This window comes from Psychrobacter aquaticus CMS 56 (genome assembly GCF_000471625.1).
Classification (GTDB): domain Bacteria; phylum Pseudomonadota; class Gammaproteobacteria; order Pseudomonadales; family Moraxellaceae; genus Psychrobacter; species Psychrobacter aquaticus.
This window is the reverse complement of record NZ_AUSW01000033.1, coordinates 107,938-121,762: the sequence shown is the minus strand read 5'-3', so window position 1 is coordinate 121,762 and position 13,825 is coordinate 107,938. Positions and strand designations below refer to the sequence as shown.

The window sequence follows — 13,825 nt, the reverse complement described above, 5'->3', positions numbered from 1 at the left end:
GGAGAAAGGACGTGAACATTGCAGATCCTAGTGTGCAGTCTTTAGCTAACCTCAATTGGCTACAAATTTTTCTTTTTGGCGTTTATCCGTATGTGGCATTAACCATCGCTATCATTGGCACTTGGGTACGTTTTGATTTATCTCAGTATTCGTGGAAAACCGGCTCAACGCAGATGCTAAGAACCAAAAATATGCGTCTTGCCAGCAATTTGTTCCATGTTGGTATTATCGTGGTATTACTTGGGCATTTATTCGGTATGTTGACACCGCATTTTCTCTATGATCGATTTATTAGCGCCGGCCATAAGCAGATTTTGGCAGTGGTCGTCGGTGGTATCGCGGGGGTATTTTGTTGGTTTGGTTTGGTTATGCTCATGTGGCGGCGCTTTACTGATGATCGTATTTCCAATACCTCATCGTTTTCAGACAAGCTGATACTGGTGTTGTTATTTATTCAACTCAATCTAGGTCTGTTGTCTATTTTTACCTCAGTGAAGCATTTAGATGGTTTAACCATGCTGAACTTAGCAGGTTGGGCTCAAGACATTACTATCTTAAGACCTTGGCATGCAGCAGCGCGTATCGAACAGACTGACCTGATTTATCAATTACACATGGCGCTAGGCATTACCCTTGTAATGATTTTCCCTTTCACTCGACTGATACACATCATTAGCGCACCCATTTGGTATCTTGGTCGCCGTTATCAGATTGTAAGGCAAAAGCAGTCTCAATAAAGAATGTAATACTGCTTATTTTTTTAATTCATAAACTTACCCAAAAGGATCTTCTAATGGCTTCTACTCAAACAATAGAAATTATAAAAGCAACCGTTCCAGTTCTTGAAGAACATGGTACTGCCATCACCAAAGTATTCTACAAAAATATGTTCATTGAACACCCTGAACTGCTAGATATTTTTAATGAAACCAACCAAAAGCTAGGACGTCAACAAAACGCACTGGCCTCGACGGTATTAGCAGCGGCTAAAAATATCGAACACTTAGCCGTTCTACTACCACAAGTGACTGGCATCAGTCATAAACATCGCGCGCTACAAATCCTGCCCGAGCATTATCCTATCGTTGGTAAGCACCTGATTGGCGCTATAAAACAAGTGCTTGGCGAAGCGGCAAATGATGACATCATCAATGCGTGGACTGAAGCTTATGATGAGATTGCGAATGTTTTTATTCAACTTGAAAAGGATATGTATAAAGAGGAGATGTGGCAAGGTTTTACCGCGTTTAAAGTCATCGAAAAAGTAGCCGCCGCTACCGACATTGCTGCCTTTACGGTGGTGCCAGTAGACAGTAGCCAAAACATTGATTTGAGCACACTTAATTTAACAGCTGGTCAATATATCACTGTAAAAACAAATCCAAAAAATAGCGAGCATTTAGCATTACGTCATTACTCTTTATACTCAGCGCGTACCGATAATGGTATTCAGTTTGCAGTAAGACGTGACAATCGTGACGAGCATCGTGGATTGGTCTCTAATTATTTGCATGATGACTTGCAAGTTGGCGATACGGTTTCATTATCGGCACCAGCGGGTGATTTTGCTTTGAATAAAGCCCTGATGATACAAAATGACATTCCATTAGTGCTTATCAGTGCGGGGGTTGGGGTAACGCCTATATTATCGATGTTAGAGGCGCAAGTAGCAGCCAATCCAAAGCGCCCTATCATTTGGGTGTATGCGTGCCAAAATAAAGACCATCATGCCTTCAATGATGAGACTCATAAGCTGTTAGCGTCAGCTGCCAATGTCAAAAAACATATCTTTTATTTTGAAGATGGGCAGCTGTTAGATAACACGTGGTTGGCTACCTTGCCAAAGCCTGCCGATGTGTATGTTTGCGGATCTATGCCGTTTATGGAAAGTATTATTGATGGATTAATGACTTTAGAGCATGGTGTTGATAGCGTTCACTATGAACCATTTGGCCCTAAAATGAGTTTGCAAGCCTCTTAATCTGATAACCAAAATATTAATAGACGTTTAGGAATAGCCCTTTTAAACGTTTATTACCTGAATTTTTAGCGGAGCAGCAACGATGACTGTCAGTACTTATAATCCAGCCGACCATGCTACTAATAACGCCAGTAGTCATATTAACAGTGATGATCATGCCGCTCATGCTTCTACTGGTGCTGATAACACACATAGCGGTCATGATTGTGGCCATGACCACAGCCACGATCATAGCCATGAGCACAATCATAGTCATGGTGATGATATCGTGCATCTAATGCCAACCTTGACGGATCTGCAAAAACCGCATTCTGACCAAGAATTTATCGAAAAAGCAATGGCAGAAGAACGCAGCAATCATAAAAACCTGATTGCCTCTAGCCGTGATGAATTACCTTCTGTGCTGGTAAATGGCGTGATGATAGACAGAACGGCTATCGCGCAAGAGCTACAATACCATCCGGCAGAAAAAAAAGAGGACGCTGTCTTTTTGGCGACTCAGGCTTTAGTCGTTCGTGAACTGCTTAAACTTGCCGTTTTAGATGAGCCAAGCCTCGGTGAGGCTGCATGGTTAGATGACGAAGAAAAAACAATCTCTGTTTTAATAGACACCAATGTACAAGCGACGATTCCTGATATGGCAACGTGTGAGCGTTACTATAAGCAAAATATCACTGATTTTATGACCGATCCTATTATGACAGTGCGCCATATCTTGCTGGCGTGTTTGCCTGAAGATGGCGATGAGCGCTTAAAGCTTAAAAAGACCGCTTACGAATTTATCGAACAAATCAAAAATAATGCCAACCCTGATGCAGAATTTATCCAATTGGCACGCCAGCATTCTGCTTGTCCGTCAAAAGAACAAAGCGGTGAACTGGGTATCATTAGTAAAGGACAAACCGTGCCAGAATTTGAAGGGACGTTATTCAAATTAAAGGTAGGTCTAGCGGCGAGCCCCATCGAAAGCAGGTATGGTTTTCACATTGTTGAGGTGCTCAATAAAGAGTCAGGGATACAAATGACTTATGAGCAAGTCAGCCCAGCCATCCACAACAAGCTGAGCCAACAAGCATTTCACCAATCATTATGCGACTACCTGTTTACCTTAGCCAATGCCGCAAATATAGAAGGCATTGAGATGACCCTTGAGCAAGAAAACGTCTTTCGGGGTTAATTCATTATTTCCAACGTGTCTCTGGTGAGATACGAATGCTTATGGTTAGTAAAAAGGGTATAAAGTTATGATTACGGTTGAAGCGTTACAGTCAGCAATCAAACAGCGAGTAAACAGCTACAATCAAAACGACTGGCCACTATGTAAAAGACCGGTCAGTACCTGTTCTCTGTCAGACAGCCTTAACCACATATTGGCTGAGTATGTTATCTCATCATTTGCGGTGCCCAGGCAGAATGTATCTGCGATGGATGGTTATGCTATTGCTCACAATAGTAACCTTTCTAAAGGCGTTATTATCGAAATTATTGGAGAGTCTCAAGCGAGTGCACCTTACATAGGTAAGGTAAAGAAGGGTCAAGGCATTCGTATCTTTACTGGTGCATTAGTGCCCGATAGGTGCGATACGGTTATTATGCAAGAAAACACCAATTTTGCTCATATAAAAGACAATATCGATAAAACTCAGCCTTACAACATTATTTTATCAAAAGCGTCAGAAGTAGATGCCAATATCCGTAAGCAAGGAGAGGAGATTCAGGAAAATGAGCTGGTCTTACAGCAAGGAAAGCGCATCAACCCTGCTGATATCAGCTTACTGGCCAATTTGGGTATCGGCAAAGTAAAGGTGTTTAAACCGCTCACTGTAGGACTGCTGGCGACTGGTGACGAACTTATCGCACTTGGTGGTAAGCTAAAAACGTTAGCACAAATATACAACTCCAACACCCCGACCCTCAAAAGCCTATTAGACCCTTTACCTATCGTTATTCATGACTATGGAATCGTCCCTGATGATATGGCTCAGCTCACTAAAGTCATTCATAAAGCCATGCAAAAGTGTGATGTGTTAATTTCCACCGCTGGAGTATCGGTAGGTGATTATGATTTTTTGACGCCAGTCGTTGAGTATTTGGGTCAAATTAATCACTACAAAGTCGCGATGAAGCCGGGCAAACCTTTCGTATTTGGCGAATTAACAAAAAACGTTGATAAGCCAGTATTATACTTTGGCCTACCAGGCAATCCACTATCGACAGTGGTCAGCACCTTACAGTTTGTGATTCCAGCATTGTGGCAGCTGTCAGGCGCTAGCTTGTCAGAGCAACCCAAGCAGTTAAACGTCCAAGCTCTACTAATGAATGACATCTTAAAATCAACCGGACGTACTGACTTTCAGAGCGCGATACTAACGCAAAACGAGACAGGCAGCTATCAAGTTGACGGTTTCTCAACTCAGCAATCGCACCGTATTAAGCAACTTAGTCGCGCCAATTGCTTTATCGTGTTGCCTCAAGACGCGGGTGATATCTCCGCTGGTGAACAAGTTCGGGTTCAGCCCTTCCCTTGGGTTTTTCATTCATAATTATTTCAATTTCATTCACTCTAAGACAGCCAGTCACTACTACTTTGGTGGTAGAAGATAGCTGCCTTAAGGTGAATGGTTATTTGCTTGCAATTTGTCATAATAAGACTTGAATACAGCATAAGACGCAAAGACAACGCTCCCACTCACAACCTGAGGCAATGCCTAAAAGTACAGCACATACTTAATATGAATGGTAATCATCTATGAACCATCTTGTCCCCATCGTAGGAAATACTCAATGGTATTCGCCTACCGCTGCACCCGATGTTCTTGCTCGTCACGCATTAGCAACCTCTGCTATCTCGTCATCTCACTTCCCTACAACGCCTTCTCAACCACTGACCGATGGCTTCGCAAGACGTCTGAATTATTTGCGACTGTCAATCACGGATTTTTGTAATTTTCGCTGTGAATATTGCTTGCCAAATGGCTATCAAGGCAAACCGCCACAGAATGAGCTAAGCGTCACTGAAATCGCCACTTTAGTTCGTGGTTTTGCCCAAGTAGGTACTAAAAAAGTAAGGATTACAGGCGGTGAGCCGTCTATACGCCGTGATGTCGTTGATATCATTAAAGCTATCAAACAAACCCAAGGTATTGAAACGGTCGCTATGACCAGTAATGGTTATAAGCTCGGTAAGCACTTAGCAGACTGGAAAAAGGCTGGACTGGATCAAATCAATATCAGTATAGACAGCTTTGATGCCCCGACCTTTCATAAAATGACTGGTTTTGATATGTTGCCGCAGTTGCTAAAAGATATGGATACATTGTTAGAAACCACGGATATCAAGCTCAAAATAAACAGTATTTTGATGGCCGAAACAGCCTTTGAAAATCTAATGAGTGCCATCGACTATGTCAAAGACAGACCGGTCACTTATCGATTTATTGAGTTTATGCAAACCAGTGACAACCGCGACTTGTTTTTTGCTCAGCATGCGCATTCCGATATTATTACCGATTATTTACTAAAGCACGGCTGGCAGACTCTGAAGCGTGGCAGCAGTGACGGTCCAGCGATAGAGTATGGACATCCTGATTATCAAGGACGCATCGGTATGATTGCGCCTTATGCTGCCCATTTTTGTGACAGCTGTAATCGTCTGCGGGTCAGCAGCCAAGGCAAAGTACATCTGTGTTTGTTTGACCAAGGTAATTACGACATTCGTAAGCATCTACAGCAAGATGATGTCGCAGGATTGGTCAATACTTTACATAGCTTTATGCCGATTAAACCTGCGCATCACCAGCTTCATGACTCGAACAGCGGCATCATGCACAATCTGTCTTTAATCGGTGGTTAGTGGCTTCATAGTCAAATTTCTTCTCTACCTTTATTAATTATAGTTATCAAGGAACATTTATGAGTAAGCCACAAGCCCCATTTACCGCGCTTAATATCGCCATCTTGACGGTCTCTGACAGTCGCACGCTCGCAGAAGATACCTCAGGACAGTATTTGGTTGATCAGCTAAAAACAGCAGGCCATCAATTGGCTGATCGTCAGCTAATCATTGACGATATTTATCAGATTAGAGCCGTTATTAGCGGGTGGATTGCAAATCCCAACATCCATGCTGTGATCACGACTGGTGGCACAGGATTTTATATCCGTGACAGTATGCCGGAAGCGGTCAGCATATTATTTGATAAATCCATTGATGGTTTTGGCGAGATGTTCCGTCTTATCTCAAAAGAGGATATCGGTATGTCAACCGTGCAGTCGCGTGCGATTGCAGGAATGGCAAATGGTACGGGGATTTTTTGTTTGCCCGGCTCGACAGGTGCTTGTCGCACTGGTTGGGAAGGTATCTTAAAAGAACAGTTTGATAGCCGCACTCGCCCTTGTAACTTTGTACCGCATTTTATGCGTATCAATCCCAGTCATTCGTTATAGACCTACCGTTAGATACTTAACAAACCATGGAAGCTGCTATGAGCATTTTGGTAGAAAAGAGTACAGACACCGTGATGAACATCACTGTTTTATATTTTGCCAGCTTGGCGGATGAGGCCAATTGCTATGAAGAAAACGTCGCTGTGCAACAGTTGACTTCCTTAACCGAGTTGTATGAACAACTACGCCAAAAGCATCGCTTTAGTCGTCCACAGTCGGAGCTGCGCGTGGCGGTGAATGATTATTTTGCTAAATGGACAGATCAAATTTATGATGGCGACAGTGTGGTTTTTATTACACCCGTGGCGGGCGGTTAGTTTAAATAAGCCCTTATATTAGGACAAGTGTCGATGACGCTTACCTGATATAGGCGATTTAATTTAAAAAATCCCATGTGGCTGAGATGAATGTTTCGAAGCCTCTGTCTGCGACGGTACAGCAAACGTGGCGACAGATTTCCCTGATCATCTGCGCGCCCTATTTAACAATCTGTAAATGACGGCCTTTTAGCGATGCTCGTCTGGGCGTTTGATACTATCTGGGCTAGCATCATAAATGGCATCTAGCGCTTCTTTTGTTAGATAGCTCTCAACCATGGGAAACAGCTCACGTTCTTCAAAACGAATATGATCGTATAGCAAAGTGCCCAGTTTTCTGACTTGTATCATCGTGACGGGATTGCTTTGAGACTGCGTGGATTCTTGAATCTCTGCCATAAGTACGTGCAGGGATTTATGTTGCTCATCGAGGGTATTTAGCGCCGATGCTACTGCTGGTTTGGCGTTGCGATACGGCTGTAAAGCGTTGGCGATTAGGTTGTCTTCAATCTGAAAATGGTTTTGCATCTCATTAATATAAGACGTTAGATTCAGCCAATGTTTGGCAATTTCTTTAGGTTCATCAGTACATTCTTTTGCATGACGAGATATATTCAGGCCAAGGTGATGTTGACGGGATAATGGCTGTAATTGTGCGGCGCGTTTCATAATTAAATCCCTCAGACAATCAAAATAAAGTCATGTTTTATGGATTTTAAGAATATCCATTTATGCTTAACTACATACTCATACTACACCTATTAGGGGCAACTATCTGGACAGATGGACATTTAATTTTGACCTTGGTGGTCTTACCAAAAGCGCTGTCATCACGTAATACTGACCCCTGCCATCAAATCTGTACAATCAAACTTTCGATATTGTAATTATGAAACCTAACGATAAAAGCCAAACCACATTTGCCTTAACGATCTGAAGTCTTTAACACCTGCTGACACCGACCCCGCCTGCCTATATGTCGTTATTTGTACCCTTGGCTGTTAGCTTATTACTCATCAATGTTTTAATAGTTGACTTTTCATACAGTAGAATGTGCTTTGCTAATCGCTCCTCATTGTAGTACAGCTCGATGTATCTAATAATATCGTTGATGGCTGCAAATCTGGTTTTGTAATCCTGATGGTATAAAACCTCATTCTTCAATATGCCCTAGAAACTTTCTATTGGCGCATTATCAAAGCTATTACCTTTACCACTTATTGAGCCTGTAAACTTATACTGTTTGATGATTTTATGATACTTATAGCTATAGTACTGACTGCCTCTGTCAAAATGTACAATCAGCCCTTAGCTTGGTCATCTATTCTTAATTGCCATATTGGGTGCATGACAGACTCAGTCTGCTGTCATATGCTTATTGATGGATTAGCCAATCAGCTCTTTAGTTTCGTTATCGCATGGGATATTAAAACTATCAAATGGATGGTGTGGCTGGCAAGGTGGTTTTGAAATAATGAGCTTTTGCAGAATTAACTTATATGCATATATTTAAAAGTTATTAGATGTGACTACCTATAATATTACGGGTCTATAAATAGTATTTATAGATATACTGATCACTAACCAAAATATGAACACATTATATTGATAGTCTATCTAAGCCTATTTATATAGGGCTTACAGCACAAATTGCTAATAATAAGATTTATCAGGTGTCTTTGTAAAAATCGGGGTTTGAACCTGCGACCAAAGGATCATGAGTCCTCTACTCTAACCATCTGAGCTATAGGCACTTATTCTGAACAATAAAAAACCCACCAAGTAGTGGGTTTTATCTAGATCTATCAATTTTATTTGTCTTTAGATGCTAGCTTATTGATAAGGTTCTGAAAGTCCTCTTGTCGAGCTTCTGCATCTTCATACCAAGCTACAGCAAATTGTCTGGCATAACTTAAAACTACTTTTTGGTTAGGAGGACTCATAGTTGCTACATATGTAGCTTTTGTAATAGCTTTGACGAACTCAAAAACTTTATCGTCAAAATCTGCTTGTGTCAATTGCATCGTATATCCTTATTTGCACCATTGAACTTACTTATTTTGTGGTTGGAAATAGGATTTCAAGATGCTAGACAAAACTCAATCTTATCAACATAATCCTGAGCGCCTTCTACGCCTCTATTCGCTCTGTCCCGTAAAAATTTGAGCCAATAATCCTTGGCGCACGACTCTTTTACCTCATGATAATAATCATAGGCTTGCTGGTTGGTTAGTTCGCACATAGCATCCCTGCTAAATTTTGGACGTAAAAAAGCCCGCGTAATTGCAGGCATAAAAAAAGCCACCTTGTTACTAAGATGACTTGTTAATATTTCATTTGCTAATCTCGCTTACGCGAACATTAGTGTTTCGGCTGTATGTGTATGGTGGACGAAAAGCTTTTATTTTTAATCACTACACCTTTGGGTGCTAGTGGCTCAAAGTCTTGATTAAATATCGTCCCGTCTTCTGCAGGGATGACATACTGAGCCATGTAATTGTTGCCTTTGTCATCTTGAATATCAGCAAACGAGGCATAGTATTTATTATATTTTCCAGCATCTACCTCACTTTGAACTGGTTTTATAAATTTACCCTGAATTAACTCAAGAGGATTGGTAGAACCGTGCTCGCGCGCTATGAACCAATACTTTTCATATGGCACTAAGTTAAGGGTAGAAATCCCTATCTCAGCCAAATCAATCCAGTTAGCGCATTGCTGTTCAAACATTTTCGAACGTAAATCCGCTCCTTCAAGCCAAGCAATGGCCATGTTTGTAGCACGCCTAATCAAATGATCATCAACACTTGCATTACTACTGCCATCGCTAAAGTCGATCATCTCTTTAGCAAATTCTAGTGAAAGCTTTTCAACATCCGCCTGATCAAATCTTTTTGTCATTTATTTTTATTCCTAGGATTATATTATATTGTGCCAAAATCAGCATAACCTAAGTTGTGATGCATAACAATATTTCAATATGCGGATATCAAAAAAGCCCTATCGTTAGATAAGGCTTTTTACTATAACTCTACTTCTATTTTTTCAAACTTCGAATCTCTTAAGAACAAATCGATAGCGGTATTATATTTCGTCGTCGCTATCACTATTCGCTGCTTACGGCGGTGGTGAGCCAAACTATCTTTGTAGCTGCTATCAGCTAAACATGCACCGAAATTTTCTTTTTTTAGATTACTAATAATATCGGCTTGCTTTGAGCAATAACGCTCAACTATACGTTGAATCATCAAGACCTCATAAATCAATTGGCTTCACTTACAATTGCCAGTGTGAGAAATACAACATCAACTGTCAGTGAGGGTCAAGTGTTAACGCTTTTTTGGAAGTTTTGGCAGTGTTTGGTCACTAAAAATCATTTAAAGGAAAGTCTATATCAATTATTTTCCAGCTTAAACCATCGCGATGCAACATAACCTTTACAGTCTTATCTGACTCTGCGTTATTGATATTAACATGGAAATCGCTAAAAGAATCGTAACCAGTCTCATACTCTAAATTATTAGATTTGTTTGATTCTTCTTGTGTACTAGCAGCTTCTGTAGAGTCTTGATCTTGTTTCTCTGACATCATAGCTGCTATTCCTTCTGGCGTAATTAAGCCATCAACTAGCGGATCTATCATTGCTGTAGCAAGCATTGAACCTAACGCTTCAAAGCCGTCACTATTTTCGTTTGCGATCATTTCTGTAGCAAACTTAGCTTTGATTTGCTCTTTAACACCCTGTTTTACACTTGGGAAATCAATATAACTAGATAGTTTTTCAGCGTCTCGTGCTTTAGCCGCATTCTTTATACTATTTAATGCTAAGTAAGGTGATGCATATAGATAGCCTGCTATCAAGACCAATAAGCCAGCTATTAAGATAGATGTCTTTTTCACAAACAATTCCTTAACATGAAAAAACAATACTTTAACATAATCATAGTCAACTATAGTTATGTTTTTCATTTATCAGTAATTATTAATTATTTAACTCATATCGATAATTAGCCACGTCTTGGTTGATGGAGCTCATTAGTTAGTCAATATCGTCTAGCATCTTCTTGAGCTATGCTGAAGAAACCGTAGAGATAAACTTGGTAAACTAAGCGTATTAATCGGAGTTTACCATGACCAAGAAAATCAGAACTTATAGCACAGAATTTAAAGGTGAAGCCGTCAAAAAGATAGCAGACAATAACGGCAATGTTTCAGCGACCGCAAAGCAGCTTGGTATCGCCATGCAGACCTTATCTAACTGGCAGAACAAAGCGAATGAATGCAAGCTTGTCGGCACTAAGCAGTATGATCCTGAACTCATGGCTATTATAGAAGAGAATAAACGTCTTAAACGTGATCTCAAGGTTGCTCAGGAGGAACGAGAGATACTAAATGAGGAGGGATAAAGCGAAGCACTGCTTCGCCCCGACGCAAGATGATAGCTATGCTCGAATGAGGCCACCGCGTACTTCGCGTCCTAATGAATCTTGGGTCAGCGATATTACTTATATCTGGACAAGCGAAGGCTGACTGTACTTGGCTGGTGTTAAAGACTTATATACCAAAGAGCTCGTCGGCTACGCTATAAGTAAGCGCATGACCGCTGATTTAGTTTGCCGTGCATTGAATATGGCAGTCAAGAACAAGAGGCCAAACCAAGGGCTAATAATCCACTCTGACAAGGGCAGACAGTATTGCAGTCATGCCTACCACAAGATTATGAAACAGCAGCAATTTACAGGCTCCATGAGCGCTAAAGGTAACCACTACGGGACAGCCCTCCGTCTTGCACTCGGATAAGTGTCTCCCAGACACTTACTCTCCTCGCTCATTTGATAATGCGCCAATAGAAAGCTTCTGAGGTACATTAAAGAATGAGCTTGTGTATCACTAGAACTATAAAACAAGGTTTACAGCGATCAACGATATCATCGGCTATATCGAGCTTGAGTACAATGAGGAGCGACTAGCAAAGCACTGCTTTGCAGCGACGCAAGACAAGAGCTGTGCTCGCAGTGAAACAAGAATTCAAAAGGGTTTGGGCTATAAATCGCCAAGGCAGGTGTGGTTTGACCGTACGGATTTGACGGTAGGGGTCATAATATATCACTTCATAACTTTATATAACTTACGATGGCTTTTCATACAAGGTACCGAATATCTGGCATCAATACTTATGCCAATCCGATCATACTTTTAGGATGTCCAAACTTATTCAAGATATAAAAGTAACTCTCCACTCTCAAAATCAGAAAAGCCTTTCAAGCTTTATACTTAATAGCTTGAAAGGCTTTTTCGATCGCATATTTTTATCTAGGTAAGAGGTTTAATATTGTGGTTTGCCTAAAGCCGCTCTTAATCTAGCTTCAACATCGATTTTGCCACAGCTTCGGCCACTTTAATGCCATCAATCCCTGCTGATAATATTCCACCTGCGTAGCCAGCGCCTTCGCCTGCAGGAAATAAGCCTTTGGTGTTAATACTTTGGAATTCTTTATTGCGTTTAATACTTATTGGTGACGATGTTCTGGTTTCTACGCCAGTTAGTAAACCGTCGTCAGATGAAAATCCTTGGATTTTTTTATTAAACGCTGGAATGGCTTCACGTATGGCATCCACGGCAAAATCGGGCAGTGCTTTGCTTAAATCGGTTAAGGTAATGCCCGGTGTGTAAGACGGGTTAACATCACCTAATTCTGAATTTGGTTTACCTTTTAAGAAATCGCCAATGGTTTGCGCTGGTGCACTGTAGTCTTTGCCGCCTAATTCAAATGCTAAGGTTTCTAATTGTCTTTGTAAGTCGATACCAGCAAGAGGGTGGTTTGGGTAATCTCGCTCTGGGTCGATGCCTACAACAATAGCACTGTTGGCGTTACGTTCGTTTCTTGAATATTGGCTCATGCCGTTAGTGACAACACGGCCTTCTTCTGATGCTGCGGCAACAACGGTTCCACCTGGACACATGCAGAAGCTATAAACAGAACGACCATTTTTGCAGTGATGAACAAGCTTGTAATCCGCAGCGCCAAGTATTTCGTTTCCAGCATTGTCGCCAAAGCGTGCTTGGTCTATGGTTGACTGTTTATGTTCAATCCTAAAGCCAATCGAGAAAGGTTTTGCTTCAACATACACGCCTTTATCATGGATCATTTCAAAAGTGTCTCGGGCGCTATGACCAACAGCAAGAACAACATGGTTGGTTTTTAAGATTTCGCCACTATTAAGTGTCACGCCAGTTACTTTTGAGTCAGTTATATGCAAGTCGTCTACGCGAGTAGCAAAACGGACTTCACCACCGAGTTCTATGATCTCGGCACGCATTTTCTCTACCATGCTGACTAACTTATAAGTACCTATGTGCGGTTTACTTACAAATAAAATCTCCTCTGGAGCGCCTGCTTTCACAAATTCTGTCATTACTTTACGGCCATAATGATTTGGATCTTTCACTTGACTATATAATTTGCCGTCGGAAAAGGTACCTGCTCCGCCTTCACCGAATTGTACGTTTGATTCAGTGTTTAATTTACGCTGACGCCAAAAGCCAAAGGTGTCTTTGGTGCGTTGTCTTACTTCATTACCACGTTCAATAATAATAGGTTTAAAACCCATTTGAGCAAGGGTAAGTCCTGCTAATAAACCACAAGGTCCAAAACCAATAACAACAGGGCGCTCAGTTAAGTTCTCTGGTGCTTCACCTACATATTTGTAGCTGGTATCTGGTGTTGCTTTAACATGGTTGTCTGACTCAAATTGAACCAGTAAATTATTGGTTAAATCCGAGTCGGTAAGTGTGATGTCTAACGTGTAAATTAATTGGATATTTCTTTTATTACGAGCATCATAACCACGTTTAAACATCACAAATGAAGCCATTTGCTCAGCAGAAATTTTAAGTTTTGTCGTTATAGCAGTCGTTAGATCTTCAGGTGCATGATTTAATGGCAATTTAATTTCAGTTAAACGTATCATTGGTTACTCATAAACTAGTGTAGAAAACTGTCTTGCATTTTACTGGTACTGATACAAATAAGCGAATAAATATTTTACTTACGCAGGGTAAATTTACAGATTTGTATTG

The 13,825-nt window shown here is 41.0% G+C and carries 13 protein-coding genes and 2 pseudogenes; 8 read left to right on the top strand and 7 right to left on the bottom strand.

The genetic code is table 11. From position 1 onward, the window contains the following. Positions 1-11: 11 nt before the first annotated feature. The 7 genes from narI (at position 12) to M917_RS09405 (ending at position 6,744) form a co-directional block, all read left to right on the top strand. Positions 12-737 (top strand): respiratory nitrate reductase subunit gamma, encoded by a 726-nt coding sequence (narI, locus tag M917_RS09435; RefSeq protein WP_021814587.1) that lies wholly within the window; start codon positions 12-14, stop codon positions 735-737. Between the two features lie 56 nt (positions 738-793). Then, entirely contained in the window at positions 794-1,981 is a 1,188-nt protein-coding gene (locus M917_RS09430) for a globin domain-containing protein (protein WP_021814586.1), read from the top strand. 82 nt (positions 1,982-2,063) lie between these two features. Further along, positions 2,064-3,158 (top strand): peptidylprolyl isomerase, encoded by a 1,095-nt coding sequence (locus tag M917_RS09425; protein WP_021814585.1) that lies wholly within the window; start codon positions 2,064-2,066, stop codon positions 3,156-3,158. A gap of 67 nt (positions 3,159-3,225) precedes the next feature. Beyond that, positions 3,226-4,524 (top strand): molybdopterin molybdotransferase MoeA, encoded by a 1,299-nt coding sequence (locus M917_RS09420; RefSeq protein WP_021814584.1) that lies wholly within the window; start codon positions 3,226-3,228, stop codon positions 4,522-4,524. 206 nt (positions 4,525-4,730) lie between these two features. Beyond that, complete coding sequence (moaA, locus tag M917_RS09415; RefSeq protein WP_021814583.1) at positions 4,731-5,834, top strand: GTP 3',8-cyclase MoaA; 1,104 nt, start codon at positions 4,731-4,733, stop codon at positions 5,832-5,834. Positions 5,835-5,893: 59 nt separating this feature from the next. Then, on the top strand, positions 5,894-6,427 hold the full coding sequence (gene moaB / locus M917_RS09410) for a molybdenum cofactor biosynthesis protein B (RefSeq protein ID WP_021814582.1): 534 nt from the start codon (positions 5,894-5,896) through the stop codon (positions 6,425-6,427). A gap of 38 nt (positions 6,428-6,465) precedes the next feature. Then, positions 6,466-6,744, top strand: coding sequence for a MoaD/ThiS family protein (locus tag M917_RS09405; protein ID WP_021814581.1), 279 nt, complete (start codon positions 6,466-6,468; stop codon positions 6,742-6,744). 189 nt (positions 6,745-6,933) lie between these two features. On the opposite strand, the gene M917_RS09400 is transcribed toward M917_RS09405, so the two are convergent. The 6 genes and pseudogenes from M917_RS09400 to M917_RS09375 form a co-directional block, all read right to left on the bottom strand. Continuing rightward, positions 6,934-7,413, bottom strand: a complete 480-nt coding sequence (locus M917_RS09400; protein ID WP_021814580.1) for a hemerythrin domain-containing protein — start codon at positions 7,411-7,413, stop codon at positions 6,934-6,936. Between the two features lie 303 nt (positions 7,414-7,716). Continuing rightward, positions 7,717-8,160, bottom strand: a pseudogene (locus M917_RS14030) (transposase); the annotation flags it as partial. Between the two features lie 395 nt (positions 8,161-8,555). Further along, positions 8,556-8,768, bottom strand: a complete 213-nt coding sequence (locus M917_RS09395) for a hypothetical protein (RefSeq protein WP_021814579.1) — start codon at positions 8,766-8,768, stop codon at positions 8,556-8,558. A gap of 337 nt (positions 8,769-9,105) precedes the next feature. Continuing rightward, positions 9,106-9,645 (bottom strand): hypothetical protein, encoded by a 540-nt coding sequence (locus tag M917_RS09385; RefSeq protein ID WP_021814577.1) that lies wholly within the window; start codon positions 9,643-9,645, stop codon positions 9,106-9,108. A gap of 122 nt (positions 9,646-9,767) precedes the next feature. Then, on the bottom strand, positions 9,768-9,992 hold the full coding sequence (locus tag M917_RS09380; protein ID WP_021814576.1) for a hypothetical protein: 225 nt from the start codon (positions 9,990-9,992) through the stop codon (positions 9,768-9,770). A 118-nt stretch (positions 9,993-10,110) separates the two neighbouring features. Beyond that, a complete protein-coding gene (locus tag M917_RS09375) occupies positions 10,111-10,644 on the bottom strand; it encodes a DUF2939 domain-containing protein (protein WP_021814575.1) in 534 nt (177 codons plus the stop codon). 230 nt (positions 10,645-10,874) lie between these two features. On the opposite strand from M917_RS09375, the pseudogene M917_RS14025 reads away from it, so the two are divergent. Beyond that, positions 10,875-11,719 (top strand): annotated as a pseudogene (locus M917_RS14025) (DDE-type integrase/transposase/recombinase); the annotation flags it as partial. Between the two features lie 380 nt (positions 11,720-12,099). Here M917_RS14025 and M917_RS09360 read toward each other — a convergent pair. Next, positions 12,100-13,716 (bottom strand): NAD(P)/FAD-dependent oxidoreductase, encoded by a 1,617-nt coding sequence (locus M917_RS09360; protein WP_021814573.1) that lies wholly within the window; start codon positions 13,714-13,716, stop codon positions 12,100-12,102. Between the last annotated feature and the right edge of the window lie 109 nt (positions 13,717-13,825).

Excerpts from the sequence above, each read along its gene's own strand:
- M917_RS09420 (WP_021814584.1), top strand. The coding sequence starts at position 3,226 with ATGATTACGGTTGAAGCGTTACAGTCAGCAATCAAACAGCGAGTAAAC.
- M917_RS09385 (WP_021814577.1), bottom strand. The coding sequence starts at position 9,645 with ATGACAAAAAGATTTGATCAGGCGGATGTTGAAAAGCTTTCACTAGAA.
- M917_RS09380 (WP_021814576.1), bottom strand. The coding sequence starts at position 9,992 with ATGATTCAACGTATAGTTGAGCGTTATTGCTCAAAGCAAGCCGATATT.
- moaB (WP_021814582.1), top strand. The coding sequence starts at position 5,894 with ATGAGTAAGCCACAAGCCCCATTTACCGCGCTTAATATCGCCATCTTG.
- M917_RS09430 (WP_021814586.1), top strand. The coding sequence starts at position 794 with ATGGCTTCTACTCAAACAATAGAAATTATAAAAGCAACCGTTCCAGTT.
- M917_RS09405 (WP_021814581.1), top strand. The coding sequence starts at position 6,466 with ATGAGCATTTTGGTAGAAAAGAGTACAGACACCGTGATGAACATCACT.
- M917_RS09360 (WP_021814573.1), bottom strand. The coding sequence starts at position 13,716 with ATGATACGTTTAACTGAAATTAAATTGCCATTAAATCATGCACCTGAA.
- M917_RS09395 (WP_021814579.1), bottom strand. The coding sequence starts at position 8,768 with ATGCAATTGACACAAGCAGATTTTGACGATAAAGTTTTTGAGTTCGTC.
- M917_RS09400 (WP_021814580.1), bottom strand. The coding sequence starts at position 7,413 with ATGAAACGCGCCGCACAATTACAGCCATTATCCCGTCAACATCACCTT.
- M917_RS09425 (WP_021814585.1), top strand. The coding sequence starts at position 2,064 with ATGACTGTCAGTACTTATAATCCAGCCGACCATGCTACTAATAACGCC.
- moaA (WP_021814583.1), top strand. The coding sequence starts at position 4,731 with ATGAACCATCTTGTCCCCATCGTAGGAAATACTCAATGGTATTCGCCT.